The sequence below is a fragment of the Streptomyces sp. NPDC054863 genome (assembly GCF_053610825.1).
In genome coordinates this window covers 1-24,310 of the sequence record NZ_JBSGZD010000104.1, presented here as the reverse complement: position 1 = coordinate 24,310, position 24,310 = coordinate 1, and the positions used below count along the sequence as shown (strand labels likewise).

The window sequence follows — 24,310 nt, the reverse complement described above, 5'->3', positions numbered from 1 at the left end:
CGGCGATCCCGGGCGTCGCTTCGGGCGGCTCCGCAATGGACGGAGGCACCAATGGGGCGCTACGTCGCTAGGCGACTGCTCCAGATGATCCCGGTTTTCATCGGGACAACCCTGCTTATTTTCCTCATGGTCAATGTGCTCCCCGGCGACCCGGTTGCGGCGCTGTGGGGGGACAAGCCGCCGGACCCGGCGCAGGTCGCGCAGATCCGGCACGACCGAGGTCTGGACCTCCCGCTGTGGCAGCAGTACCTGCACTACATGGGCGGGCTGTTCCAGGGAGACTTCGGCAAGACCATCGCGGGTGGCAGGCCCGTGCTCGACGACATCACACAGGCTTTCCCCGTCTCGCTGCGTCTCGCCTCCATGGCGTGGGCCTTCGAGCTTGTCGTCGGCATCACCCTCGGCGTGCTTGCGGGCATCCGCCGCGGGAAGGTCATCGACACCGGCGTGACGCTGTTCACGCTGCTGGTGATCTCCGTTCCGATCTTCGTCGTGGGTCTCGGCTTCCAGCTGTACTTCGGCAACGAGCTGGGCTGGATCACCCCGACCGTGCAGGACTCCGAGAGCTTCAGCCAGCTGATGGTTCCGGCGCTCGTACTGGGCCTGGTCGGCCTGGCGTACGTGGCACGGCTCACCCGCACCTCGATCGCCGAGAACAAGTCGGCGGACTACATGCGCACCGCCGTCGCCAAGGGCCTGCCCAAGCAGCGCATCGTCACCCGGCACCTGCTGCGCAACTCGCTGATTCCCGTGGTCACTTACCTGGGCACCGACATCGGCAGCCTGATGGGCGGCGCGGTCATCACCGAGGGCATCTTCAACGTCACGGGCATCGGCAACCTCCTCTTCGAGGCGATCGCCCGACGCGAGGGCACGATCATCGTCGGTGTCGTCACCGTCCTGGTGCTCGTGTACCTCCTCGCCAGCCTGCTCGTCGACCTGCTTTACGCGGTCCTGGACCCGAGGATCCGTTATGCCTGACCTCACCAAGACCGCTCACGAGGACGCGGCGAACGTGGTCGCGGGGGAGCCCGTCTCCACCGACGGCGGCCCCGCGGCGTCCAAGGCGCGCAGCCTCGGCGCCGACGCCTGGCGGGACCTGCGGCGCAACCCGCTGTTCGTGATCTCGTCGGCGCTGATCCTGCTGATGATCGTGGTGGCCGCTTTCCCGAGCCTGTTCACCGACGCCAGTCCTTCCATCGGCGACCAGGCCAACCACTTCCTGGGCAAGCCCGAACTCGGGCACTTCTTCCAGGCGGACTGGTTCGGCTTCGACCGCACGGGACGCAGCATCTACTCCCGTACGCTCTACGGCGCCCGCAACTCGATCCTGGTCGGCCTCGGCGTCACGATCCTGGTCACCGTCTTCGGCGGCCTGTTCGGCATGCTGGCCGGCTACTTCGGCGGCTTCTGGGACAGCCTGATCTCGCGTCTCACCGACGTGTTCTTCGGCATCCCGTTCCTGCTGGGCGCGATGGTCGTCCTGAACGCCTTCACCGACCGCACGGTCTGGGTCGTCATGGGCGCCCTGGCCTTCCTCGGCTGGACGCAGATCGCCCGCGTGATGCGCGGTGCGGTCATCACGACCAAGCACGCGGACTACGTGGTGGCGGCCAAGGCGCTCGGCGCGGGCACCCGGCGGATCCTGTTCCGGCACATCCTGCCGAACGCGATCGCACCGGTGATCGTCGTCTCGACCATCGCCCTGGGTACGTACATCGTCGCCGAGTCGACGCTGTCGTTCCTGGGTCTGGGTCTCGGCGGCGACTCCATCTCGTGGGGCGGCGACATCTCCGACGCCACGCAGGACATCCGCAACAACCCCCACACCCTGATCTTCCCGGCCGGTCTGCTGAGCCTGACCGTCCTGGCGTTCATCATGATGGGTGACGCCGTGCGCGAAGCCCTCGACCCGAAGCTGCGCTGAGGGAGGCGTACGTGACCATCATGGACAAACCAGCGAACGTGCCCGTCCTCTCCGCCGACGGCGAGAACAACGGCCCCCTGCTCGACGTGCGCGACCTGCACGTGGAGTTCCACACCCGCGAGGGCGTGGCCAAGGCCGTCAACGGCGTCAACTACTCGGTCGACGCGGGCGAGACCCTCGCCGTGCTCGGCGAATCGGGCTCCGGCAAGTCGGTGACCGCCCAGGCGATCATGGGCATCCTCGACATGCCGCCCGGCAAGATCCCGCAGGGCGAGATCCTCTTCCGCGGCCAGGACATGCTGAAGATGTCCCCCGAGGAGCGGCGGAAGATCCGCGGCCGGAAGATCGCGATGATCTTCCAGGACGCGCTGTCCTCCCTCAACCCCGTGCTCTCGGTGGGCTACCAGCTCGGCGAGATGTACCGGGTGCACGAGGGCCTCAGCCGCAAGGACGCCAAGGCCAAGTCCATCGAGCTGATGGACAAGGTCAGGATCCCGGCGGCCAAGGAGCGGGTCAACGACTACCCGCACCAGTTCTCCGGCGGCATGCGCCAGCGCATCATGATCGCGATGGCGCTCGCCCTGGAACCGGACCTGATCATCGCGGACGAGCCGACCACGGCTCTCGACGTGACCGTTCAGGCCCAGGTCATGGACCTGCTCGCGGAGTTGCAGCGCGAGTACAACATGGGTCTGATCCTGATCACCCACGACCTCGGCGTCGTCGCCGACGTCGCGGACAAGATCGCGGTGATGTACGCGGGCCGGATCGTCGAGACCGCTCCGGTCCACGAGATCTACAAGCGCCCGGCACACCCGTACACCAAGGGCCTCCTCGAATCGATTCCGCGCCTGGACCAGAAGGGCCAGGAGCTGTACGCGATCAAGGGCCTGCCGCCCAACCTGACGAAGATCCCGAGCGGTTGCGCGTTCAACCCGCGCTGCCCCAAGGCGCAGGACATCTGCCGCACGGACGTCCCCGCACTGGTCCAGGTGACCGAGCGGGACGGCGCCGACCTGACCGGTCGCGGCAGCGCGTGCCACTTCTGGAAGGAGACGATCCATGGCTGAGCCCACCAAGAAGCCGGTGGACGCCACCCCGAACGTCTCCGAGGTCGAGGTCGTCGACGCGGCGTCCGAGACGCAGGCCGTGGCAGCCCTGGAGAAGCCCGTCGAGCGCGGCGAGCCGATCCTCCAGGTCCGCAACCTGGTGAAGCACTTCCCGCTCACCCAGGGCATCCTGCTCAAGAAGCAGGTCGGCGCGGTCAAGGCCGTCGACGGCATCTCCTTCGACCTGTACCAGGGCGAGACCCTGGGCATCGTGGGCGAGTCCGGCTGTGGCAAGTCCACGGTCGCCAGGCTGCTGATGACGCTGGAGACGGCGACCGCGGGCGAGGTCTTCTACAAGGGCCAGGACATCACCAAGCTGTCCGGCAAGGCCCTGAAGGCGGTCCGCCGCAACATCCAGATGGTCTTCCAGGACCCGTACACGTCGCTGAACCCGCGCATGACGGTCGGCGACATCATCGGGGAGCCCTTCGAGATCCACCCCGAGGTGGCTCCGAAGGGCGAGCGGCGGCGCAAGGTCCAGGACCTCCTGGACGTCGTCGGTCTGAACCCGGAGTACATCAACCGCTATCCGCACCAGTTCTCCGGCGGTCAGCGCCAGCGCATCGGCATCGCCCGCGGCCTCGCGCTCAACCCGGAGATCATCATCTGCGACGAGCCCGTCTCGGCCCTGGACGTCTCCGTCCAGGCGCAGGTCATCAACCTGATGGAGAAGCTCCAGGACGAGTTCAACCTGTCCTACCTCTTCATCGCGCACGACCTCTCCATCGTCCGGCACATCTCCGACCGCGTCGGCGTGATGTACCTGGGCAAGATGGCCGAGATCGGCTCCGACGCGGCGATCTACGAGCACCCGACGCACCCCTACACCCAGGCGCTGCTGTCGGCCGTCCCGGTGCCGGACCCGTCCGCCCGTGAGCACCGCGAGCGGATCATCCTCACCGGCGACGTGCCCTCGCCGGCCAACCCGCCGTCGGGCTGCCGCTTCCGCACCCGCTGCTGGAAGGCGGAGGACAAGTGCGCGAAGGAGGAGCCGCTGCTGGCGATCCCGACCCGGTTCACGGGTCAGGACACTCCCGCGGCCCACGAATCGGCGTGCCACTTCGCCGAGGAGAAGGACGTGGTGGGCGCGGCCTGACCCTCCGCACCCGTGCACCACGCCCTTCTCACCGCCGCCCCCGCCCCGACTCCTCGGGACGGGGGCGGCGTCGATCTCCCGTACGTAGGCATGCGAGGCGCAGGAGAGGTACCCATGACACTGACCTTCAAGGAGCTCACCGGCTACGGGCTGCGGCTGCGGGAATGGCGGGAGGCGGACGCCGCAGCGATGCGGGAGGGGGCGAACGACCCCGAACGCCGCCGCTGGGACGGCATGTCGGGCGGGCCGCTGGACGAGGCCGGGGCGCTGGGCGTGGTCCGCTCGCGGGCCGAGGGCTGGGCGCGCGGCGACCTCGCCCAGTACTGCGTCGCGGACGCGGCGACGGACGAGGTCCTCGGCTCCGTCGGCCTGCACAAGATCGAGCCGAGGCGCGGCTGCGCCGGCATCGGCTACTGGCTGCTGCCCGGCGCGCGGGGGAGGGGCGTGATCACCCGCGCCGTGGAGCTGTGCACGCGCTGGGGCTTCGAGGAGCTCGCTCTGCACCGGATCGAGCTCGGCCACGCCGTGGGCCACGAGCAGTCCTGCCGGGTGGCCCTGCGCACGGGGTACGGGGCGGAGGGCGTGGCCCGGGGCGGCCTGCCCGCGCCCGTGCCGGGGGAGTACGTCGACATGCACGTGCACGCCCGCCTGGCGACCGATCCGGCGCCCTCGATCGGCTGACCGGTGGGGCTGTCGGGAGAGGGCGTACATATGGGCGCGGTGAAGATGCAGCTTCGTCACATATGGGGTGATATGAGTCCCTAAGTCATCGTTGGGACTCTAGGAGGAACTCCATGCGCGGAGCCAGGCACGCCAAGTGGGCCGCATGCGCGGCAGCGGTCGCCCTCGCGGCGACCGCCTGCGGCGGCGGAGGAAGCGGCGGCGAGGCGGGCGTGGTCAGCGCGTCGTGGGGAGACCCGCAGAACCCCCTGGAGCCCGCCAACACCAACGAGGTGCAGGGCGGCAAGGTCCTGGAGATGCTCTTCCGGGGCCTCAAGCGGTACAACCCGAAGACCGGCGCGGCCGAGGACATGCTCGCCGAGAAGTTCGAGACCACCGACTCGCAGAACTTCACCGTCACGGTCAAGAGCGGCTGGAAGTTCAGCAATGGCGAGAAAGTGACCGCCAAGTCCTTCGTGGACGCCTGGAACTACGCCGCGCACCTCAAGAACAAGCAGAAGAACGCCCCCTTCTTCGGCTACATCGAGGGGTACGACAAGGTCCACCCCGAGAAGGGCGAGGCCACCGCCGCGACCCTGTCGGGCCTCAAGGTCACGGGCGAGAACACCTTCACGGTCAAGCTCACCCAGAAGTTCTCCACCTGGCCCGAGACGCTCGGCTACGCCGCGTTCGCCCCGCTGCCCAAGGTCTTCTTCGACGACCACGACGGCTTCCTCAAGAGGCCGGTCGGCAACGGCCCGTACACCGTCAAGAGTTACGAGAAGGGCTCGGTGATGAGCCTGCGCAAGTGGGCCGACTACCCGGGCACCGACAAGGCGCAGAACGAGGGCGTGGACCTCAAGGTCTACAGCGACTACGGCACCGCCTACACCGACCTGACGGCCGGCAACCTCGACCTCCTCGACGACGTGCCCGCCGCCCAGCTCAAGAACGTCAAGAACGACCTCGGCGGCCGGTACCTCAACACCCCGGCCGGCATCATCCAGACGCTCTCCTTCCCGTTCTACGACGCGAAGTGGAACAAGCCGGGATCCGAGAAGCTCCGCAAGGGCCTGTCCATGGCCATCAACCGGGCGCAGATCACCGACACGATCTTCCAGAAAACCCGCACCCCCGCCACCGACTGGACCTCCCCGGTGCTCGGCGTGGCCGGCGGCTACAAGGCCGGTCTGTGCGGCGCCTCCTGCGAGTACAACGCGGCCGAGGCCAAGAAGCTGGTCGCCGAGGGCGGCGGCATCCCCGGCGGCCAGATGTCCATCTCGTACAACGCGGACACGGGCTCCCACAAGGAGTGGGTGGACGCCGTCTGCAACAGCATCAACAACGCGCTGGGCAACAACAAGGCCTGCGTCGGCAACCCCATCGGCACCTTCGCCGACTTCCGCGCCCAGGCCAGCACGCAGAAGCTCCCCGGCCCCTTCCGGGCAGGCTGGCAGATGGACTACCCGCTGATCCAGAACTTCCTGGAGCCGCTGTACGCGACGGGCGCGTCCTCCAACGACGGCCAGTGGTCCGACAAGGACTTCGACCGCCTCCTGAAGGAGGCCAACGCGGAGACCGACACCGCCAAGGCCACCGCGAAGTTCCAGCAGGCAGAGCAGGTCGTCGCCGATCAGATGGCCGCCATCCCGCTCTGGTACCAGAACGGCTCCGCCGCGTACTCCGAGCGCACCTCGGGCGTCGCGCTGAACCCGTTCAGCATCCCGGTCTACAACGAGCTGAAGGTCAGCTGACTGCCACGGCAGTCCAGTTGATCCGTCACGACGACCACGGGAGCCCTTCATGGGACGTTATGTGATCCGGCGTCTGCTCCAGATGATCCCGGTCTTCTTCGGCGCCACGCTGCTGATCTTCCTGATGGTCAACGTGATGGGCGACCCCGTCGCGGGGCTGTGCGGCGACCGCAAGTGCGATCCGGCGACCGCCGCACAGCTCAAGGCCGACTTCGGCCTCGACAAGCCGGTCTGGCAGCAATACCTGACCTACATGGGGAACCTGTTCACCGGTGACTTCGGCAAGGCCTTCAACGGCCAGAAGGTCACCGAGCTGATGGGGACCGCCTTCCCGGTCACCGCCCGGCTCACCGTGGTGGCGATCGTCTTCGAGATCGTCATCGGCATCAGCCTCGGCGTGCTCACCGGGCTCCGCAGGGGCCGGCCGATCGACACCGGGGTGCTGATCCTGACCCTCGTCGTCATCTCCATCCCCACCTTCGTCACCGGCCTGCTGCTCCAGCTGCTGCTCGGAGTGAAGTGGGGCCTGATCAAACCGGCGGTCTCCCCGGCCGCCACGATCGACGAACTCCTCATCCCCGGGCTTGTGCTGGCGTCCGTCTCACTGGCGTACGTCACCCGTCTCACCCGCACCTCGGTCGCCGAGAACGCCCGCGCGGACTACGTCCGTACCGCCGTCGCCAAGGGGCTGCCGCGCAGGCGGATCATCTCCCGGCACCTGCTGCGCAACTCCCTGATCCCGGTGGTCACCTTCATCGGCACCGACATCGGCGCCCTGATGGGCGGCGCGATCGTCACCGAGCGCATCTTCAACATCCACGGCGTCGGCTACCAGCTCTACCAGGGCATCGTCCGGCAGAGCTCGCAGACCGTCGTCGGCTTCGTGACCGTCCTGGTGCTGGTCTTCCTGGTGGCGAACCTGATCGTCGACCTCTTGTACGCCGTTCTCGACCCGAGGATCCGGTATGCCTGAGCCCAAGAACCCTGAGAATCCGCAGCGCCCGAACCCGCACGACGAGGGCGCGATCTCCGCACTCGGCGGCTCCGGCGGTGCGATGGACCTCGCGGTCGCCGAGGGCGCCAGCCTGGAGAAGCCCCCGAAACCCGGGCGGAGCGGCGGCGACAAGGCCCGCAGCCTCTGGTCGGACGCCTGGCACGACCTGCGCCGCAACCCCGTCTTCATCGTCTCCGGACTGATCATCGCGTTCCTGGTGTTCATCTCGCTGTGGCCCTCGGTCATCGCCTCCGGAGACCCCCTCGCCTGCGACCTCGGCAAGGCCCAGCAGGGCTCCGCGCCGGGCCACCCCTTCGGCTTCAACGGCCAGGGCTGCGACGTCTACACCCGTACGGTGTACGGGGCCAGGGCCTCGGTCACCGTCGGCGTCTGCGCCACGATCGGGGTCGCCCTGCTCGGCAGCGTCCTCGGCGGGCTCGCGGGCTTCTTCGGCGGCTGGTTCGACTCGGTGCTCTCCCGCATCACGGACGTCTTCTTCGCGATCCCCGTCGTCCTCGGCGGCCTGGTCTTCCTGTCCGTCGTCCCCGGCACCACCGTCTGGCCGGTGATCACCTTCATCGTGCTGCTCGGCTGGCCGCAGCTCGCCCGCATCGCGCGCGGCTCGGTCATCACCGCCAAGCAGAACGACTACGTACAGGCCGCCAGGGCACTGGGTGCGGGCAACTCCCGGATGCTGCTGCGGCACATCACCCCGAACGCGATCGCGCCGGTCATCGTCGTCGCGACCATCGCCCTGGGCACGTACATCGCCCTCGAAGCCACGCTCTCCTACCTCGGCGTCGGCCTGAAGGCCCCGACCGTCTCCTGGGGCATCGACATCTCGTCCGCCTCGGCGTACGTCCGCAACGCGCCCCACATGCTGCTCTGGCCGGCCGGAGCACTCGCCGTCACGGTCCTCGCGTTCATCATGCTCGGCGACGCGGTGCGCGACGCCCTCGACCCCAAGCTGCGATAGAGGGTGCTGCTGACATGCTGCTCGAAGTACGAGACCTGCACGTGGAGTTCAAGACCCGCGACGGTGTGGTCAAGGCCGTCAACGGGGTCAACTACAGCGTCGACGAGGGCGAGACCCTCGCCGTCCTCGGCGAGTCGGGCTCCGGCAAGTCGGTGACCGCCCAGGCCGTCATGGGCATCCTCGACATGCCGCCGGGGCGCATCCCCCAGGGCGAGATCCTCTTCGAGGGCCAGGACGTCCTGAAGCTCAAGGAGGAGCAGCGGCGCAAGATCCGTGGCGCCGGAATGGCCATGATCTTCCAGGACGCGCTGTCGTCCCTGAACCCGGTGCTCTCCGTCGGCGCCCAGCTCGGCGAGATGTTCGTCGTGCACCGGGGGATGTCGAAGAAGGACGCCAGGACCAAGGCCGTCGAGCTGATGGACCGGGTCCGCATCCCGGCCGCGAAGGAACGGGTCGGGCAGTACCCGCACCAGTTCTCCGGCGGCATGCGCCAGCGCATCATGATCGCGATGGCGCTCGCCCTGGAACCGAAGCTGATCATCGCGGACGAGCCGACCACGGCCCTCGACGTGACCGTCCAGGCCCAGGTCATGGACCTCCTCGCCGAGCTCCAGCGCGAGCTGAACATGGGGCTCATCCTGATCACCCACGACCTGGGTGTGGTCGCCGACGTCGCCGACAAGATCGCCGTCATGTACGCGGGCCGGATCGTCGAGAACGCCCCCGTCCACGAGATCTACAAGAACCCCGCCCACCCCTACACCAAGGGCCTCCTCGAATCGATCCCGCGCCTGGACCAGAAGGGCCAGGAGCTGTACGCGATCAAGGGCCTGCCGCCCAACCTGCTGCACATCCCGCCGGGCTGCGCCTTCAACCCGCGCTGCCCGCAGGCCAGGGACGTCTGCCGCACCGACGTGCCGCCCCTGTTCGACGTGGCCGAGGACCGCCAGAGCGCCTGCCACTTCTGGAAGGAGACGCTCGATGGCTGACCTCGTGACGTTCGGGACCGGGGCCGACGAGCCCGCGGACAGGCCCGCCGAACTGCCCGTCGACAGGCCCGTCGGCGGAGCCGAACCCATTCTGGAAGTCCGCGACCTGGTCAAGCACTACCCCCTCACCCAGGGCATCGTCCGCAAGAAGGTGGTCGGCGCGGTCAAGGCCGTCGACGGCGTCTCCTTCGACCTCGGCGCGGGCGAGACCCTCGGCATCGTCGGCGAGTCGGGCTGCGGCAAGTCGACCGTCGCCAAGATGCTCGTCCAGCTGGAGAAGCCCACGTCAGGGGCGATCCGCTACAAGGGCGAGGACATCACCAAGCTGTCCGGAAAAGCCCTGAAGACGGTCCGCCGCAACATCCAGATGGTCTTCCAGGACCCGTACACCTCACTGAACCCCCGGATGACGGTCGGCGACATCATCGGCGAACCGTACGAGATCCACCCCGAGGTGGCCCCCAAGGGCGACCGGCGGCGCAAGGTCCAGGACCTCCTGGACGTCGTCGGCCTCAACCCCGAGTACATCAACCGCTACCCGCACCAGTTCTCCGGCGGTCAGCGCCAGCGCATCGGCATCGCCCGCGGCCTCGCCCTCAACCCGGAGATCATCGTCGCCGACGAGCCGGTCTCGGCCCTCGACGTGTCCGTCCAGGCCCAGGTCATCAACCTCCTGGACCGGCTCCAGCAGGAGTTCAACCTCTCCTACCTCTTCATCGCGCACGACCTCTCCATCGTCCGGCACATCTCCGACCGCGTCGGCGTCATGTACCTGGGCCGGGTCGTCGAGATCGGCAGCGACGCCGAGATCTACGAGCACCCCACCCACCCCTACACCCAGGCGCTGCTCTCCGCCGTCCCCGTCCCCGACCCGACCGCCCGCGACCACCGCGAGCGCATCATCCTCAGCGGCGACGTGCCCTCGCCCGCCAACCCGCCGTCGGGCTGCCGCTTCCGCACCCGCTGCTGGAAGGCGCAGGAGCGGTGCGCGCAGGAGGTCCCGCTGCTGGCGGTGCCGGCGGTCTTCCGGGACGCGGACAGCCCGGCGGCCCACCACTCGGCGTGCCACTTCGCGGAGGAGCGGGTGGTGGTGCCGCGCTGAAGTGCGGACGGCTTTAACACACGGGCAACGCCCGCGACATCCCCGGCCGTCAGGCTGAGGAACGTACGGCCGTGCGGGTGCCGTGGGCCGGCCGGGGCGCGCCATGTCGCCCCGGCCGGTCGCCGTTTGCGCCGGTGCGTTACGTAAGCGAACTCCGGTCCTCTTGTTCAACTCCCGTACCAGGGTGGACCATTCACCCATGGGACCGACGGGGGAGCCTCAGTCACTCGTACGCGGCGCACGGTTCACGGGCAGCGGAGTCTGCCTGCTGCTCGCCGCCCTGACCGCGCTCTGGATCGGCCGCGACCTACGCCTCGTCGACGACCCGGCCAGGCTGTGGTGGGCGTGGGCGGGCAGCGGGCCCGACCGTTTCCTCACCGCGACCACGCTCTACGACTTCGTACTGCTGTGTGTGTACGTCGTCGTGGCGATCGGCGCGTTCCGTTCGCCGGTCGCCGCCTCCTCCCTCGCCGTGACCGGCCTCGTCACCCTCGCCGTGCGCGCCCCGGCGCTGTGGGCCGACGGATTCGCGGAGGTGTATCCGAACGGGCTCAGGATGCGGGCCATGCTCAGCACCTTCGTGGCACTGGGGCTCGCGGCGGCGCTGCTGATCGTGGTCGTGGCGGGGCGCAGACCGCTGCGTCTCCAGGGGCGTGGCACCGCGCCGACGAAGCCGGGCCGGGGCGCCGGGATCACGGCGTTCCTGTTGCTCGGGACGGCCGGGGCGGGCGCGGCGGCCTGGGAGGTCCACCGGTACCTCCAGAACCCCGGCCCGCTGTCGCTGTACGCGGAGCGCTTCACCGGCGGGGGCGAGGCGCTGCAACTCCTCGGCATGCCGGCGGGCTGGGCCTCCGTGGTCGTGGTGGCCGTCACCCTCACCGGCGCGTGCGGGGCGCTCGCGGGCGCGGTGCATTCCCGGCCGCTGGGGCTGGTGGGGGCGGGCCTGGTGGGGGTGAGCGGGGCGGCGGGGGTGTCGGTGGCGGTGCGCGCGGACCTCTTCGCGGGACTCGGGGGGCTCGGCCGGGTCGAGCAACTCATGGTGCTCTGGTGGGCGTTCGGGCTGCTGGCGGGCGGACTGGTGGTGCTCGTGCTGGGGCGCGGGGGAGTGCGGACGGGGGGCGGACGGCAGCTCGCGCCGAACGTCTACGACGGGTACGGGGGCGCGCCGCCCGCGCCCGGGGCACAGGGCGGCTTCGGTCCGCCGCCGCCTTCGTCGCGCCCGCCGGGCTGGTAGGGCTGCGGCCGTCGCGGTGGTGCGGGTGCGTCGTGGTCGGCCGGACGTTTCCCGGAATCCCTGAAGGGGAGCCTCCAACTCCCGCGGCCGGAGGGGTGATTTCCGGCCATGATCCTCAACTGCCCGCCCCCTGTGCGCCCCTCGTGCTGCCGTGCACCGATCAATGCGTAGATGCGGATAGTTATGATCCGTAGCGCTAGGTGGGTATAGACCTGCTGGCACCTGTCGTGCTGCCCGTCCCCGTCCCGTCGTCCCGACCGTATTCAAGTGGAGGTGAACCGCCGTGGCACTCTCGATTTCGGCGGTGGTGCTGCTGGCGATCGTCGTCTTCCTGCTGGTCCGGAAATCCGGACTGAAGGCCGGACACGCGGTGGTCTGCATGCTGCTGGGGTTCTATCTGGCCAGCTCGTCCATCGCGCCCACGATCAAGGACGTCACCACGAACGTGGCCGGGGTGCTGGGAGGCTTCCACTTCTGAGGAGTGCCGAGGAGTGCGGAGGAGTGCGGAGGAGTGTCGAGGAGTGCGGGGGGCGTCTGCGGCCCCACCTCGTAGGCTGTCCTCATGACCGAGCTCCCCACCCGTCGCCTGCTCCTGGTGCACGCACACCCCGACGACGAGTCGATCAACAACGCCGCCACCATGGCCAGGTACGCGGCCGAGGGCGCCCGGGTCACCCTGGTGACCTGCACGCAGGGCGAGGAGGGCGAGATCATTCCGCCCTCCCTCGCCCACCTGGCGGCGGACCGGGACGACTCCCTCGGCCCTTACCGGGCGGTCGAGCTGGCCGCCGCCATGAAGGAGCTGGGCGTCGCCGACCACCGCTTCCTCGGCGGCGCCGGCCGCTTTCGCGACTCCGGAATGAAGGGCGCCCCGCAGAACCACCGGGAGAACGCCTTCTGGCACGCGGAGGTCGACGCCGCGGCCTCGTACCTCGTCGCGGTGATCCGTGAAGTGCGCCCCCAGGTCCTCGTGACGTACGACCCGGACGGCGGTTACGGGCACCCCGACCACATCCAGGCGCACCGCGTCGCCATGCGCGCGGCCGAGCTCGCGGCGGAGCCCACCTACCGTCCGGATTTCGGCGTTCCGTACGCCGTCGAGAAGGTGTACTGGAACCGCGTGCCGCGTCCCGTCGCGGAGGCCGCCTTCGCCCGCCTGCGCGAGGAGGACCCGGGCTTCCCCGGCATCGCACCGGTCGACGACGTCCCCGGTGTGGTGGACGAGGAGCACATCACCACGGAGATCGACGGATCCGCGTACGGCTCCGCGAAAATGGCCGCGATGCGCGCGCACGCCACCCAGATCACCGTCCACGAACCGTGGTTCCTGCTCTCCAACGAGCTCGCCCAGCCGGTCTTCACCACCGAGTACTACGAGCGGGTGCTCCCGCCGCGCGGTGACGAGGACGACGACGCGGGCGAAGCCGAGACCGACCTCTTCGCCGGGGTGACCGGAGCGGCCGGAGTGACCGGGGTGGACGCATGACCGCTCCCAGGGCGAAGGCCTCGACCCACCCCAAGGGGGCGGCGAAGACGACCGCGGCGGACGCGACCGCGCGGGCCGCGGGGCGCAACTGGGCGCGCGCTCCCCTGTACGCACTCCTCTTCCTCGTCGGCGTCGTCACCGGCCTCGCCGGCGCCCTCGTCTCCGGGGCGCTCCTCCCGCTCGGCCTGCTGCTCGGGCTGCTCGCCGCGGGCGGACTCTTCTACGGCGGTACGTACGCACTGGGCACCCGCAGCGGCGCCCTCGCCCCCGGCATCGGCTGGACCGTCGCCGTACTCCTCGCCGTCACCGGCCGGACCGAGGGGGACAGCCTGCTCGGCGGCGGTACGGCCGCCAGTGTCTTTCTGCTGGGCGGCATCGCGCTGGCTGTGATCTGCGCCACCATGCCGCAATTGCCGCAACCGGGCTCTTCCGCCGCCCGACTTGGGAAGTGACGTACCACTTCCTGCCGGATTTCGGCCGCTGCCCTTCCCACGGCAGCGGGGCGGGTGCCTGCGGCGGACAGTATGGTGGTGCGCGCCGCCGAGCCGCCCGCAGCACATGGTCAAGAGATCGGGCGGTGGAGCCAACCGGGAGAACCTGCCTTGAGTCGTGAAACTGACAGTTCGTCCTCCGGCGCGCAGGGGCGCGGATCAGCCGCCTACCCCTCCGGCACGCCGCCGTACGGAACCAGCCCGTATCCCTCGCTCGACCCGGACGGCCAGGACGGCGCCGGCGCGGGGGCGCACGACGAGCCCGCCGAGGCTCCGGAGGCGGACGGGCCCAGGACCGAGACGACGCTGACGACCCGTATCCGGATCAACATCCCCGGATCGCGTCCCATCCCGCCGGTCGTCATGCGCAAGCCGATGAACGACGGCGAGGGTGACGGTCCGTCGGCCGACGGGAGCCGCGGCGGCGAGACCACGGGCGAGACCGTGTGGCCGCCCTCGGAACCGCTGTCGGCCGCGCCGTCCGGTGCGCAGGGCGCCGCTGCTCCGGCCGCCGGGGCGCCCACCGCGTCCGGTCAGCCTCCGCTGCCGACGCGCGTGCAGGGGGCGACGGTACGGGACAAGGGAGCCGACGGGACGGACGGTTCCGGTTCCGGGTCCGGAGCTGCTTCCGCTTCCGGTGAGGACAAGCCGGCGAGCGACTGGTTCGCACCGCGCAAGGCCCCCGTCACGCCGCAGCCTTCGCCGTCCGCGCCATCCACCGCCCAGGGTGGCGGGCAGCGTGACGGACTGCCGTACTTCACGGACGGTACGGGGGCCGACGGGGGAGCACCGGGCGGATCCGCCGGTCCCGGTTCCACCGGTGCTGCTGCTCCGTCAGGGCCGACGTCCGGGCCCGTCAGCGGCATCAGTTCGATCGCGAGCGGCCCGGGGCCGGAGGTCACGGGGCAGCACCAGAGGCCCGGAGCGGGTTCCGCTCCCGGCTCCGGCTCTGGTTCCGGTTCGAGCCCGTGGCCGGTGGCGAAGCCCGGCGCGGGCACACCCCCCGCCGGGTCCTCGTCCCCGTACGGCACGAACCCGCTCACCGGCATGAACGGCGCCGGCGGCATGACCGACGACACCGCCGTCCTCACTCCGCAGACCGACCCGCGCGACGACCTGCCGGGAACGGGACCGGGGACGGGACCGGGAACGGGAGCAGAGCCGGGGCGTGGCTGGGAAGCGGTGCAGGGCGCCGGAGCTCCGGTCGCCGGTGCGCCGGGTCCCGGCCCGATGATCCCGCCCGGGTACGTCTCGGGCGACACCCTGACCAGCGGTGTTCCGGTGGTCCAGCCGGACGGGCCGCGCAGCGCGTTCCCGAGCGGGCCGAGCCTCACCCCCCGGCTGCCCGACCCGCCGGGCGCCGCCGACTTCGGCCAGGCCGCGCCCGTACGGAACGAGCCCGCCCCGCCGCCCGCGCCCAAGCCCGCCGCCCCCGCGAAGAAGGGCCGCTCCAAGCTGGTCCTGCTGGTCGCGGGCGTGGTCGTCGTGGCAGGTGGCGTCTACGGCGCGGGGCTGCTGCTCAACCACTCCGACGTACCGAAGGGGACCACGGTCCTCGGCGTCGACATCGGCGGCAGCACCAAGGACGAGGCGGTCGTCAAGCTCGACTCGGTCCTCGGCAAGCGGGCCGGACTGCCGCTCCAGCTGACCGTCGACGGCAAGAAGACCGAACTGGCGCCCGGCAACGCGGGCCTGATCCTGGACAGTCAGGAGACGGTGCGCGGCGCGTCGGGCGGCGACTACAACCCGGTGTCGGTGGTCGGCTCCCTGTTCGGCGGCCAGCGCGTCGCGGAACCGGTGATCCCCGTCGACGAGGAGAAGCTGACCGTCGCACTGACCTCCCTGGCGGGCACCTCGGGCACGGCGTCCGACGCGTCCGTCGACTTCTCCACGGGCAAGCCCGTCGCCGTGCCCGGCAAGCCGGGCAAGGCACTTGACGTGCAGGCCTCGATGAAGAAGGTGCGGGACGCCTACCGCGAGCAGGTCCAGAGCGGAAAGGCGGTACCGGTCGAACTGCCCGTCGTCGCCAAGCAGCCGACGGTGGCCCAGGCCGAACTCGACCGCGCGATGAAGGAGTTCGCCGAGCCCGCCATGTCCGGGCAGATCAAGATCCTGGCGGGCGGCAAGGAGATCCCGTTCGGGCCCGCGAAGTCGCTGCCGAAGATCCTCTCGATGAAGCCGCAGGGCGGAAAGCTCGTGCCGGTCTACGACCTGGCGGCCATGGAGAAGCTCTGCGACGGGGCGTTCGACAAGGTGATGATCACCAACGCGGACGGCACGAAGCGCCCGGTGTCCATGGAGGACGTCCGCGATGCGATGAGCAAGGCGCTGGTCGGCAAGTCCACCGCCGAGCGCACCCAGACGATCCCGCTCAAGGCGCCGTGAGAGTGGAAGCACCCGGCCCGTCCGGCGTGTGAGGACGCGCGGGTGCAGGCGGTGAACCGGGGGTGCAGGCGGTGAACCGGGGTGCAGGCGGTGAACCGGGCGCAGCCCGGAGAGCCCCGCCCCCACCGGCGCGAGCCGGACCCGCCTCTGCGGCCGGCAGCTCCGGGAAGGGGCGGGGAGAGGACAGGCGCCGCAGGCAGGCCCAGCCCCCCCCCGTCCCGCGTCGCGCCCAGCCCCCCCCGCCCGCGTTGCCCCCGGCCTCCCCCGTCCCGCGTCGCCCCCGGCCCCGGCCCCCGCCCCGCCCCGCCCCGCCTCATGACATCTGTCATGCCGAAGAGCGGACGCCCGTCTCTGCCGCGGGCACCCCCTCCCCGCCCACCCTTGAGGCATGACAACAACCGCCGTCCGCTTCGACCGGGTGAGCAAGTCCTACGGCTCCGTCCGGGCCGTGGCGGACCTCTCCCTCGACCTCCACCCCGGCGAGACCGTCGCCCTCCTCGGCCCCAACGGCGCCGGCAAGTCCACCGCTCTCGACCTCCTCCTCGGCCTGCGCCCCGCCGACTCCGGCACGGTGCGGCTGTTCGGTACGACGCCCCGGCAGGCCGTCGCGGACGGCCGCGTCGGCGCGATGCTCCAGAGCGGCGGCCTGATGGAGGACGTCAGGGTCCACGAGATCGTCCGGCTGGCCTGCGCCCTGCACCCCAAGCCGCACCCCGTGCAGGACGTGCTCGACCGGGCCGGTGTCGCCCGGATCGCCGACCGCATGGTCAACAAGCTCTCCGGCGGCCAGGAGCAGCGCGTCCGCTTCGCCCTCGCGACCGCGGGCGCCGCCGACCTGATCGTCCTCGACGAGCCCACCACCGGCATGGACGTCACCTCCCGGCAGGCCTTCTGGGCGACCATGCGCCAGCAGGCCGACCAGGGCCGCACCGTCCTGTTCGCCACGCACTACCTGGAGGAGGCCGACGCGGTCGCCGACCGGGTGCTGGTCCTGCACAAGGGCCGGCTCCTCGCCGACGGCACCGCCGCCGAGATCAAGGCGAAGGCCGGCGCGCGCCGGATCGCCTTCGACCTGGAGGGCCCGATCGACGAACGGGCCCTGCGCGCGCTGCCGTTCCTCTCCGCCGTCGACATCTCCGGCCGTACCGTCCGCATGCAGTCGCACGACGCCGACGCCACCGTGCACGCGCTCTACGGACTGGGCCTTCGCCCCCGCAACCTCGAAGTCGCGGGCCTCGGCCTGGAACAGGCCTTCGTGGCGATCACCGCAGCCGAAGACAGCAACAAGGAGGTCGCGTCCGCATGAACACCCTCGTCGCGCTCGAAATCCGCCGCACCCTGCGGAACAAGAAGTTCATGTTCTTCTCGATCGTCTACCCCTCCGCCCTCTTCCTGATGATCGCGGGCACCTCCGGCAACCAGAAGGTCCCGGACAGCGGCCTGACCATGCCGCTCTTCGTCATGGTCGCCATGGCCTCCTTCGGCGCCCTGACCACGGTCCTGATGGGCAACAGCGAGCGCATCGCCAAGGAGCGCGAGAAGGGCTGGGTCCGCCAGCTGCGGCTGACCAGCCTGCCGGGCCGCGGCTACGTCCTCGCGAAGATCGCGGGCTCGTCCGTGGTCACGCTGCCCGCCATCGTGATCGTCTTCGTCGTCGCCGCGACCGCCAAGGACGTACGCCTCGACGCCTGGCAGTGGATCGCGCTCACCGCCGTCATCTGGGCGGGCAGCGTCGTCTTCGCCGCGCTGGGAGTCGCCCTCGGCTACCTCGTCAGCGGCGATGCCGTACGCCCCGTCACTATGATCATCTACTTCGGCCTGTCCATCCTGGGCGGCCTCTGGATGCCCGCGACCCTCTACCCCCAGTGGCTCCAGAACATCGCCGAATGGCTGCCCACCCACGCGTACGCCGCCCTCGGCCAGGCCATCGAGCTGGGCGGCGCCCCGCACGCGAAGGACGTCGCCGTCCTCGCCGGGTACTTCCTCCTCTTCGCGGGCGGCGCGGCCTGGCTGTACCGGAAGGACACACTGAAGGGATGAAAGAGGAGACGGCGGAGGAGATCTTCGCCCCGATCGGGCGGCCGGTGGACAACCGCCGCCTGGTCCTGGGCAAGCTGCTGTGGATCGGCATCTGGCTGGCCTTCCTGGGCGCTCCGGTGAGAGACCTCGCCGGTGACGCCCACGAGAGCACGGCCGTCGTACTCGGCTGGCTGGGACTGACCGCCTTCGTCGGCGTCTACTTCGCCCTGGTGTTCCGGCACACCTCCAAAGCGCTGGCCTCCCGCACCGTCCGGGTCTCCCTGGGCACCCTGTTCGCCCTCTCCGCCGTCCTCTCGCTGACCCTGGGCCCCACCTGGCTCACGCTCTTCGTGTACGTCTCCGTGGCGGCAGGGGCGTGCCTGCCGATGCGGACGTCGTGGTGGGTGATCCCGGCGGTGGCCGCGACGCTGCTGCTGATCGGCATCGGGCACGGCCCCGAAGGGCTCGGGCAGAGCCTGGGCGGGGCGTTCGTCCCCGCCCTCCTCGGCGGCTTCGCCATGGTGGGTGTACGCCAACTGGTCCGCACCACCGTCGAGTTGAGGGAGGCCCGCGCCACCGTCGCCCAGCTCGCCGCCAACGAGGAACGGCTGCGCCTCGCCCGCGACCTGCACGACCTGCTCGGTCACTCCCTCTCCCTGATCACCCTCAAGAGCGAACTCGCGGGCCGGATGCTGCCCGGCAGCCCCGAGCAGGCCGCCCAGCAGGTCGCCGACATCGAGAAGGTCAGCAGACAGGCCCTGGTCGACGTACGGGAAGCCGTCACCGGCTACCGCAGGGCCACCCTCGCGGGCGAACTCGCGGGCGCCCGCACCGCACTGACGGCCGCGGGCATCACGGCCGAGGTCCCCGCGGGGCCGCCTGCCGTCCCCGCCGGCGTACCGCCGGAGCAGGAGGAGGCGCTGGCCTGGGCACTGCGCGAGGCCGTCACCAATGTCGTACGGCACAGCGGCGCGCGGCGGTGCGCGGTGCGGCTGCGCGAGATCCAGACCCTGGACGGCCCGTACCTGGAACTCACCGTCGAGGACGACGGCAGGGGAGCCCCCGCAGGACACGGGGCGGGCAACGGCCTGGGCGGCATGCGCGAGCGCCTCACCGCCGTCGGCGGCACCGTGCACACCACCACCGGTTCCCCCGGCTTCACCCTCACCGCCAAGGCGCGCCTAGGATCCGCAGCATGACCAGCACCGAAGCCGACGCCGGCCACCGCACCATCAGGCTCCTGCTCGCCGAGGACCAGTCGATGGTCCGCGAAGCACTGGCCGCGCTGCTCGGCCTGGAGCCCGACATCGAGGTGGTCGCCCAGGTCGCGCGCGGCGACGAGGTGCTGGCTGCGGCCCGCGCGACACCCGTCGACGTGGCCCTCCTGGACATCGAGATGCCCGGCCTGACCGGCATCGAGGCGGCGGCACAGCTCAGCGCCCAGCTCCCCGGGCTGAAGATCGTGGTGCTCACCACCTTCGGCCGCCCCGGCTACCTCCGAGCGGCCATGGAGGCGGGCGCCCACGCGTTCCTGGTGAAGGACGCCCCGGCCGCCCAGCTCGCCGAAGCGGTCCGCAAGGTCCTCGCGGGCGAGCGCGTCATCGACCCCGCCCTGGCGGCAGCCGCCCTCGCCGGGGGCGCCAACCCGCTCACCGACCGCGAGCGCGACGTCCTGCGGGCTGCGGCCGACGGCTCGACCAACGCCGAGATCGCCGCCGCCCTCCAGCTCTCCCCGGGCACCGTCCGCAACTACCTCTCCACCGCCATCCAGAAGCTGGTCACCCGCAATCGCGCCGAGGCGGTCCGGGTGGCGCGCGAGAAGGGCTGGCTCTGAGGGGCCGGAAATTCCTCCCGGCCCCCTGTCACACTTCCGCGACCTGTTCCGTCATAAGGACGAGAGCGCAACACCGCGCTCCGCACCGCTGAAGGAGCCCGCCGTGGAAGCCCGTATGGCCAACCCCGCCACCCTCATCCCCGGAGCCCTGCCCGCCATCCTCGGCCTCGCCGAGGTGGCGAAGAAGGGCGACGTGCCCGAGCCGACGCTGGAGCTGGTGCACCTGCGCGTCAGCCAGATCAACGGATGCAGCGTCTGCGTCGTCATGGGCACGGCCAACGCCCGCAAGTCGGGCGAGAGCGACGAGCGCCTCGACTCCGTCGCTGTCTGGCGCGAGGCCCCGTACTTCACCGACGCCGAGCGGGCCGCCCTCGCCCTCGCCGAGTGCGCCACCCGCCTCGCCGACCGCAGCGACCCGGTCCCGGACGACGTCTGGAACGAGGCCGCCGCGCACTACACCGAGAAGCAGCTCGCCGGGCTCACCCTGTGGATCGGCCTGACCAACTTCTTCAACCGGGTCAACGCCACCACCCGCCAGATCGCCGGAGCGAAGTGGTAGCCGGTTGTGCCCCGGGGATCAGTTGAGGCGGGCCCGGGCACCCCTGGCCCGCCCCCTGATCGCCTCCGCCGTCGCCGGCTCGACCGCCTCCACCACGTCCGCGTAGCCCTCCATCTCCGCGGCGCCTTCCGCGAAATCCCCTCGCTGCACGAGGAGTTGGGCCCGCTCGTAGCGCAGCCTGGCCGGGTGGGCGGGCAGCAGGAGCGACAGCTCCACCGCCCACAGCTGTACGTCGCTGCGCTCGGGCCGGGCCGCCGCCCACGCCCGGATGTTGTTGAGGATCCGCGCCGCGATGCCGAGCGGATCCGCCGCCCGCAGCATCGCCGGATCGAGCGGCTCCCCGGTGGCCCCGGCCACCAGCAGCTCCGCGTCCGCCCCCGTCAACAGCCGCCCCCCGTCGAACGGATCGGCCAGCACCTGCTCCTCAGGGCCCCCGCCCGGCCGCCCGAACCCCACGACGAAGTGCCCCGGCAGGGCCACCCCGTACACCGGCGCCCCGGCCCGCCGGGCCACCTCAAGCCACACCACCGACAGCAGGATGGGCAGCCCCCGCCGCTGCCGCAGCACCTCCGGGAGCAACGAGGACTCCAGTCGCTGGTAGTCGCCCGGCGCCCCCGCGAACCCGCAGTGCGCGCCCAGGAGTTCGGACAGTGCCACCGCCCACGACCGGGGCCCGACCGGCCGGAACGGCAACAGCCCGGCCAGCCGGTCGAGTTCGATCTGCGCCTCGTCGAGACCGGCCTGCCCGAGCCCGGGGTCGGCCACCGCCCCGATCAGCAGGCACAGCATCGCCAGGTCGGGGTTCTCGGCCCGCGCCTCCTCGGCGAACTGCTGTCGCCGGTCGGGGAGTTCGGGGCCCAGGGAGGATTCGCTCATGTCAGCTTCGTACCCGCTCCGTGTCTGTGCGGACTGTGTCTACGCGGACTGTGTCGTCGCGTACCGGTAGTGGTGGTAGCTGTGATGGGTGGTGAAGCCCATTGCGTCGTAGAGCGCGCGGGCCGCTTCGTTGTCGGCCTCCACCTGGAGCCAGGCCGCCGACGCCCCCTCGTCGAGCGCCCTGCGTGCCAGGACGGCCATCACGGCCGTCGCCAGCCCGCGCCGCCGGTGCGCCGGATCGACCTCGACGGCCGCGAACCCGGCCCACCGCCCGTCCACCACGCACCGCCCGATCGCGGCCGGCTTCCCGCCGTCCTCGCCCGGCACCATCGCGAACCACACCGAAGGCCCGCTCTCCAGCACCTTCGCCACATGCGCCCCGGGCACCTCGAAGCGCTGGTACCGCGACATCCACGCCGCGTCCGCCGACCGCGCGAGGCGTACGTCGGCCCCGCCCACGTCCAGGTCGCCGACCGGAGCCAGCGCCCCGATCCGTACCTCGGCCGACACCTCAAGTTGCCATCCCCGCGCGGCCAGTTCGGCCCCGAGCACCTCCTGGGTGCCCTCGGCGCCGGTCGACACCTGGACGTACGGCGGCAGGCCCCGGTCCCCGTACCACTTCCGTACGTACGACAGTGCCTCGTCCAGCGGCAGGCCCGGACTCCCCAGCGGCAGAACGGAGTTGGCGCGCCGGGTGAACCCCTCGGCGGCCCGCAGCGTCCACTCGCCGAGCGACTCGCTCTCCACCGGTTCCCAAGCCCGCGCCAGCACCTTCGCCAGCTCGGGGAAGTTCGCCGCGGGGCCGCGCCGCCGGGCGGGCGCCGCCGGCACCACCTTCGCCGCGACCAGCGACGATGCCTCGACCCGTACCGTCTCGCCACTCCTTCGTGTGATCGACAGCACACCGCCGTCCCACGATGTGAGCACGCCGACCGTGTCGGCGAACCGGACGCCCGGCGTGGAGTCCCCGGTCAGGCGCCGGACTGATACCCGTTTGCCCACGTCGTCCGGTGTCAGCCGCACCTCAAGTTGTCCGCCGGTGGTGAATTCCACAGGTCTCTCCACCCCTCCTGTTCGGATCGTGCCCGGGAACGGAGATACTAGGTGCGGGCATCGCACGACGCCGCGCTCCCGCGCGCCCGTGGACGGAGCCGGAGAGCTCGGCCCGCCGCGCCCTATCGAGGAGGAACGACAGCGTGACCTACGTCATCGCGCAGCCTTGTGTCGACGTCAAGGACAAGGCGTGCATCGAGGAGTGCCCGGTCGACTGCATCTACGAGGGCTCCCGGTCCTTGTACATCCACCCGGACGAATGCGTCGACTGTGGTGCCTGTGAGCCGGTCTGCCCGGTCGAGGCGATCTTCTACGAGGACGACACTCCGGAGGAGTGGAAGGACTACTACAAGGCGAACGTCGAGTTCTTCGACGAGCTCGGCTCGCCCGGTGGTGCCTCCAAGCTCGGTCTGATCGAGCGCGACCACGCCTTCATCGCCGCGCTGCCGCCGCAGAACCAGTAAGCAGGCGGTACGCCGAAAAGCATCGCCCCGGTCCCGTACGGCCTTCGCTGCCGTACGGGACCGAGGCGTTCCCGAAGCCGTACGACCGCCGCCCGATCCGTCCTCGTACGTACGAAAGCTACGAGAAAGCGAAGAGCCCCGTGAGCACTGTCACCGACCGCCTTCCCACCTTCCCCTGGGACAAGCTGGAGCCGTACAAGAAGACGGCGACCGCCCACCCGGACGGCATCGTGGACCTCTCCGTCGGCACCCCCGTCGACCCGGTCCCCGAGCTGATCCAGAAGGCCCTCGTCGCGGCTGCGGACTCGCCGGGCTATCCGACGGTGTGGGGCACGGTCGCGCTGCGCGACGCGCTCGTGGAGTGGGTGGGGCGAAGGCTCGGCGCACGCGACGTCCAGCACACCAACGTCCTTCCGGTCGTGGGCTCCAAGGAGCTGGTGGCCTGGCTGCCGACCCAGCTCGGTCTCGGCCCCGGCGACCAGGTCGGTTACCCGCGCCTCGCCTACCCGACGTATGAGGTGGGCGCCCGCCTCGCCCGCGCCGAGGCCGTCGTCTACGACGACCCGACCACCGACCTGGACCCCACCCGCCTCAAGCTCCTCTGGCTCAACTCGCCCTCGAACCCGACCGGCAAGGTCCTCGCCAAGGACGAGCTGACCCGGATCGTCGCCTGGGCGCGCGAGCACGGCGTACTGGTCGTCGCCGACGAGTGCTACCTGGAGCTGGGGTGGGAGGCCGAGCCGGTCTCCGTACTGCACGAGGACGTCTGCGGCGGTACGTACGACGGGATCGTCGCCGTCCACTCCCTCTCCAAGCGCTCCAACCTGGCGGGCTACCGGGCCGCGTTCATCGCCGGTGACGCGGCGGTACTCGGCGACCTGCTGCAGATCCGCAAGCACGGCGGCATGATGACCGCGGCCCCGGTCCAGGCCGCCACCGTCGCCGCCCTCGGCGACGACACGCACGTGGCCGAGCAGCGCGCCAGGTACGCGGCCAGGCGCACCGCCCTGCGCGAGGCCCTCGTCGGACACGGCTTCCGCGTCGAGCACAGCGAGGCCAGCCTCTACCTGTGGGTCACCCGCGGCGAGAACTGCTGGGAGACGGTCGCGCACCTCGCGGCGCTGGGCATCCTGGTGGCGCCGGGCGACTTCTACGGGGTGGCGGGCGAGCAGTTCGTACGCGTCGCCTTCACGGCCACCGACGAGCGGGTGGCGGCAGCGGTCGCGCGGCTCTAGCGGTCGCACGTACCGCCCGTACCGCCCGTACTGCCCGTACTGCCCGTACGGACAGAGGGGCCCCGGG

The 24,310-nt window shown here is 70.8% G+C and carries 24 protein-coding genes; 22 read left to right on the top strand and 2 right to left on the bottom strand.

Translation table 11 applies throughout. The features are described 5' to 3' along the window. Positions 1-51 precede the first annotated feature (51 nt). The 20 genes from ACWGIG_RS19845 to ACWGIG_RS19750 all read left to right on the top strand — a co-directional run bounded on the left by ACWGIG_RS19845 (position 52) and on the right by ACWGIG_RS19750 (position 20,615). Positions 52-981, top strand: a complete 930-nt coding sequence (locus ACWGIG_RS19845) for an ABC transporter permease (RefSeq protein ID WP_453322930.1) — start codon at positions 52-54, stop codon at positions 979-981. After that, positions 974-1,927, top strand: a complete 954-nt coding sequence (locus tag ACWGIG_RS19840; protein ID WP_453322929.1) for an ABC transporter permease — start codon at positions 974-976, stop codon at positions 1,925-1,927. The genes ACWGIG_RS19845 and ACWGIG_RS19840 overlap by 8 nt, the downstream gene beginning before the upstream one ends. 20 nt (positions 1,928-1,947) lie before the next feature. Then, positions 1,948-2,997, top strand: a complete 1,050-nt coding sequence (locus ACWGIG_RS19835) for an ABC transporter ATP-binding protein (protein ID WP_453322931.1) — start codon at positions 1,948-1,950, stop codon at positions 2,995-2,997. Then, a complete protein-coding gene (locus ACWGIG_RS19830; protein WP_453322928.1) occupies positions 2,990-4,132 on the top strand; it encodes an ABC transporter ATP-binding protein in 1,143 nt (380 codons plus the stop codon). The genes ACWGIG_RS19835 and ACWGIG_RS19830 overlap by 8 nt, the downstream gene beginning before the upstream one ends. Before the next feature lie 114 nt (positions 4,133-4,246). Further along, on the top strand, positions 4,247-4,813 hold the full coding sequence (locus ACWGIG_RS19825) for a GNAT family N-acetyltransferase (protein WP_453322927.1): 567 nt from the start codon (positions 4,247-4,249) through the stop codon (positions 4,811-4,813). A 113-nt stretch (positions 4,814-4,926) separates the two neighbouring features. After that, positions 4,927-6,546, top strand: coding sequence for a peptide ABC transporter substrate-binding protein (locus ACWGIG_RS19820; protein WP_453322926.1), 1,620 nt, complete (start codon positions 4,927-4,929; stop codon positions 6,544-6,546). 49 nt (positions 6,547-6,595) lie between these two features. After that, a complete protein-coding gene (locus ACWGIG_RS19815; protein ID WP_453322925.1) occupies positions 6,596-7,519 on the top strand; it encodes an ABC transporter permease in 924 nt (307 codons plus the stop codon). Then, positions 7,512-8,516: an ABC transporter permease gene (locus ACWGIG_RS19810; RefSeq protein WP_453322924.1), complete on the top strand. Its 1,005-nt coding sequence runs from the start codon at positions 7,512-7,514 to the stop codon at positions 8,514-8,516. Before ACWGIG_RS19815 ends, ACWGIG_RS19810 begins: the two co-directional genes overlap by 8 nt. 14 nt (positions 8,517-8,530) lie before the next feature. Beyond that, complete coding sequence (locus tag ACWGIG_RS19805; protein WP_453322923.1) at positions 8,531-9,505, top strand: ABC transporter ATP-binding protein; 975 nt, start codon at positions 8,531-8,533, stop codon at positions 9,503-9,505. Continuing rightward, positions 9,498-10,607: an ABC transporter ATP-binding protein gene (locus ACWGIG_RS19800; RefSeq protein ID WP_453322922.1), complete on the top strand. Its 1,110-nt coding sequence runs from the start codon at positions 9,498-9,500 to the stop codon at positions 10,605-10,607. The genes ACWGIG_RS19805 and ACWGIG_RS19800 overlap by 8 nt, the downstream gene beginning before the upstream one ends. Before the next feature lie 199 nt (positions 10,608-10,806). Continuing rightward, positions 10,807-11,841, top strand: coding sequence for a hypothetical protein (locus tag ACWGIG_RS19795; RefSeq protein ID WP_453322921.1), 1,035 nt, complete (start codon positions 10,807-10,809; stop codon positions 11,839-11,841). 283 nt (positions 11,842-12,124) lie between these two features. Further along, on the top strand, positions 12,125-12,319 hold the full coding sequence (locus ACWGIG_RS19790; RefSeq protein WP_398422716.1) for a hypothetical protein: 195 nt from the start codon (positions 12,125-12,127) through the stop codon (positions 12,317-12,319). Between the two features lie 84 nt (positions 12,320-12,403). Continuing rightward, positions 12,404-13,327, top strand: a complete 924-nt coding sequence (mshB, locus tag ACWGIG_RS19785; RefSeq protein WP_453322920.1) for an N-acetyl-1-D-myo-inositol-2-amino-2-deoxy-alpha-D-glucopyranoside deacetylase — start codon at positions 12,404-12,406, stop codon at positions 13,325-13,327. Then, on the top strand, positions 13,324-13,779 hold the full coding sequence (locus ACWGIG_RS19780) for a DUF6113 family protein (RefSeq protein ID WP_453322919.1): 456 nt from the start codon (positions 13,324-13,326) through the stop codon (positions 13,777-13,779). The genes mshB and ACWGIG_RS19780 overlap by 4 nt, the downstream gene beginning before the upstream one ends. A 150-nt stretch (positions 13,780-13,929) precedes the next feature. After that, a complete protein-coding gene (locus tag ACWGIG_RS19775) occupies positions 13,930-16,203 on the top strand; it encodes a peptidoglycan binding domain-containing protein (RefSeq protein WP_453322918.1) in 2,274 nt (757 codons plus the stop codon). A gap of 388 nt (positions 16,204-16,591) precedes the next feature. Further along, a complete protein-coding gene (locus ACWGIG_RS19770) occupies positions 16,592-17,509 on the top strand; it encodes an ABC transporter ATP-binding protein (RefSeq protein ID WP_453322917.1) in 918 nt (305 codons plus the stop codon). Continuing rightward, on the top strand, positions 17,506-18,243 hold the full coding sequence (locus ACWGIG_RS19765; RefSeq protein WP_453322916.1) for an ABC transporter permease: 738 nt from the start codon (positions 17,506-17,508) through the stop codon (positions 18,241-18,243). The genes ACWGIG_RS19770 and ACWGIG_RS19765 overlap by 4 nt, the downstream gene beginning before the upstream one ends. Beyond that, positions 18,240-19,421 (top strand): sensor histidine kinase, encoded by a 1,182-nt coding sequence (locus ACWGIG_RS19760; RefSeq protein WP_453322915.1) that lies wholly within the window; start codon positions 18,240-18,242, stop codon positions 19,419-19,421. The genes ACWGIG_RS19765 and ACWGIG_RS19760 overlap by 4 nt, the downstream gene beginning before the upstream one ends. After that, entirely contained in the window at positions 19,418-20,056 is a 639-nt protein-coding gene (locus ACWGIG_RS19755) for a response regulator (RefSeq protein ID WP_453322914.1), read from the top strand. Before ACWGIG_RS19760 ends, ACWGIG_RS19755 begins: the two co-directional genes overlap by 4 nt. Before the next feature lie 103 nt (positions 20,057-20,159). Next, complete coding sequence (locus ACWGIG_RS19750) at positions 20,160-20,615, top strand: carboxymuconolactone decarboxylase family protein (protein WP_453322913.1); 456 nt, start codon at positions 20,160-20,162, stop codon at positions 20,613-20,615. A gap of 18 nt (positions 20,616-20,633) precedes the next feature. Here the strand turns inward: ACWGIG_RS19750 and ACWGIG_RS19745 are convergent, their stop codons facing one another. Together ACWGIG_RS19745 and ACWGIG_RS19740 are read right to left on the bottom strand one after the other, a co-directional pair. Further along, positions 20,634-21,491, bottom strand: a complete 858-nt coding sequence (locus ACWGIG_RS19745; protein WP_453322912.1) for a transglutaminase-like domain-containing protein — start codon at positions 21,489-21,491, stop codon at positions 20,634-20,636. Between the two features lie 39 nt (positions 21,492-21,530). Next, positions 21,531-22,544 (bottom strand): GNAT family N-acetyltransferase, encoded by a 1,014-nt coding sequence (locus tag ACWGIG_RS19740; RefSeq protein ID WP_453322911.1) that lies wholly within the window; start codon positions 22,542-22,544, stop codon positions 21,531-21,533. 143 nt (positions 22,545-22,687) lie between these two features. Here ACWGIG_RS19740 and fdxA point away from each other — a divergent pair, with 143 nt between their 5' ends. Both fdxA and ACWGIG_RS19730 read left to right on the top strand, forming a co-directional pair. After that, complete coding sequence (gene fdxA, locus ACWGIG_RS19735) at positions 22,688-23,008, top strand: ferredoxin (protein ID WP_030573070.1); 321 nt, start codon at positions 22,688-22,690, stop codon at positions 23,006-23,008. Positions 23,009-23,148: 140 nt separating this feature from the next. Continuing rightward, positions 23,149-24,243, top strand: coding sequence for a bifunctional succinyldiaminopimelate transaminase/glutamate-prephenate aminotransferase (locus ACWGIG_RS19730; RefSeq protein WP_453322910.1), 1,095 nt, complete (start codon positions 23,149-23,151; stop codon positions 24,241-24,243). Positions 24,244-24,310 lie beyond the last annotated feature (67 nt).